Origin of the sequence: Bacillus cereus group sp. N12, assembly GCF_016483575.1 — a bacterium.
Classification (GTDB): Bacteria; Bacillota; Bacilli; order Bacillales; family Bacillaceae_G; genus Bacillus_A; species Bacillus_A toyonensis.
This window is the reverse complement of sequence record NZ_JAEHBO010000178.1, coordinates 1-1535: the sequence shown is the minus strand read 5'-3', so window position 1 is coordinate 1535 and position 1535 is coordinate 1. Positions and strand designations below refer to the sequence as shown.

The following is a 1535-nucleotide window of genomic DNA, read 5'->3' as shown; positions in this document are numbered from 1 at the left end:
CTTCTAGCTTCGTCGGCAGCGTCAGATGTGTATAAGAGACAGCACCAGAACCACTGCCATCAGAGCCGCTGCCACCAGAACCGATACCACCAGAACCACTGCCATCAGAGCCGCTGTCACCAGAACCGCTGCCACCAGAACCGTTGCTTCCTGGAGGTTTATTATTATCTTTTGAGTTTCCTTCTGCTAAATGATCGCTGTTTTGTACAATAGCGTTTGTTGGAGAGAAGTTTTCCGTGGCTGCATTACCGATATTCAAGCCGCTAAAAAAAGATAAAGAAAGTGTTGATGCTAAAATGAAGATTTTCGTCATTGTTTTCCTCCTGAAAAATTAATATTCCATCTAAAATACATCCCTTTGTAATATTTCATAGGAGATATAGTTTTATGCAAAAAACTATATAGATAAGATGTTCACAAATTTTATGGCTATATTTAGATATTCAAAATAAATATTTCGGAATGATATGTTAAGATTAATAGTAAGAAGAATAAAAAAGGGAGGGCTGAAGAATATAGGATTTCTTATATTCTTATAAAAAATTATGAAACAAACAACAAAACAAATAATAACAGGTACATTTCTAGCGACAGCAACATCTTTTATTTCGACGCATGCCTTTGCAGAAAGTGATAATTTAGCGACAGTAAATGCAACAAATTTAAATATACGTGAACAACCTACAACTCAAGGGAAAGTTATAGGAACAGTAAAAAAGGGAACAAATGTACAAGTTTTAAGTAAGGAAAAAGAATGGGCTAAAATTTCTCATGATGGAAAAGAGGGGTATGTCACATTACAATTTTTAGGATTTTCGAATGGAAATCCAAACGTTGAACAAAAACAACAATTAACGATTAATAATGGACAAAAAGAAGAGGGAATTGTTACGGCAACTCGTTTGAATGTACGTAATAGTCCAACTCTAGGTAGTTCAATGATTGGCTATGTTCAAAAAAATGAAAAAGTAACGGTATTAGGAAAAGCGAACGGCTGGGCAAAGATTGAATATAAAGGAAAAGAGGGATATGTATCTTTAGAGTTTTTAAAATTTGGAGATGCAATTCAAACACCTGACACTTCTGGCCAAAAGCAACTGCAACCAACAATCAAAAATGGAGCACAAGAAGTAGGAACAATCAATGCAACAAGCTTACGAGTAAGAAGCGCAGCGAATACAAGTAGCTCGGTTTTAGGGAACCTAAAAAATGGTGAAAAAGTAACAGTACTAGGAAAAGCGAATGGTTGGGCAAAAATAAGCTATCAAGGAAAAGAAGGTTATGTATCGTTAGAGTTTGTGAAAATTGATGGCAACACAGAAGAGATAAAAAAGCCGGAACAACCGAAAACATCAGATGCAACGATTAAAAATGGAACGCAAGAAGTAGGAACAATTAACGCGACAAGCTTACGAGTAAGAAGCGCGGCGAATACAAGTAGCTCGGTTCTAGGAAACTTAAAAAATGGTGAAAAAGTAACAGTACTAGGAAAAGCAAACGGCTGGGCGAAAATCAATTACCAAGGAAAAGAAGGC

1 protein-coding gene and 1 pseudogene are annotated in these 1535 nt (G+C 36.2%); one reads left to right on the top strand and one right to left on the bottom strand.

Going from position 1 to position 1535, the window contains the following annotated elements; all coding sequences use genetic code 11:
• A pseudogene (locus tag JDS92_RS30000) lies at window positions 1-313 on the bottom strand (hypothetical protein); the annotation flags it as partial.
• A gap of 232 nt (window positions 314-545) precedes the next feature.
• Here JDS92_RS30000 and JDS92_RS29995 point away from each other — a divergent pair.
• A partial coding sequence (locus tag JDS92_RS29995) for an SH3 domain-containing protein (protein WP_199633035.1) occupies window positions 546-1535 on the top strand: 990 nt, incomplete at its 3' end.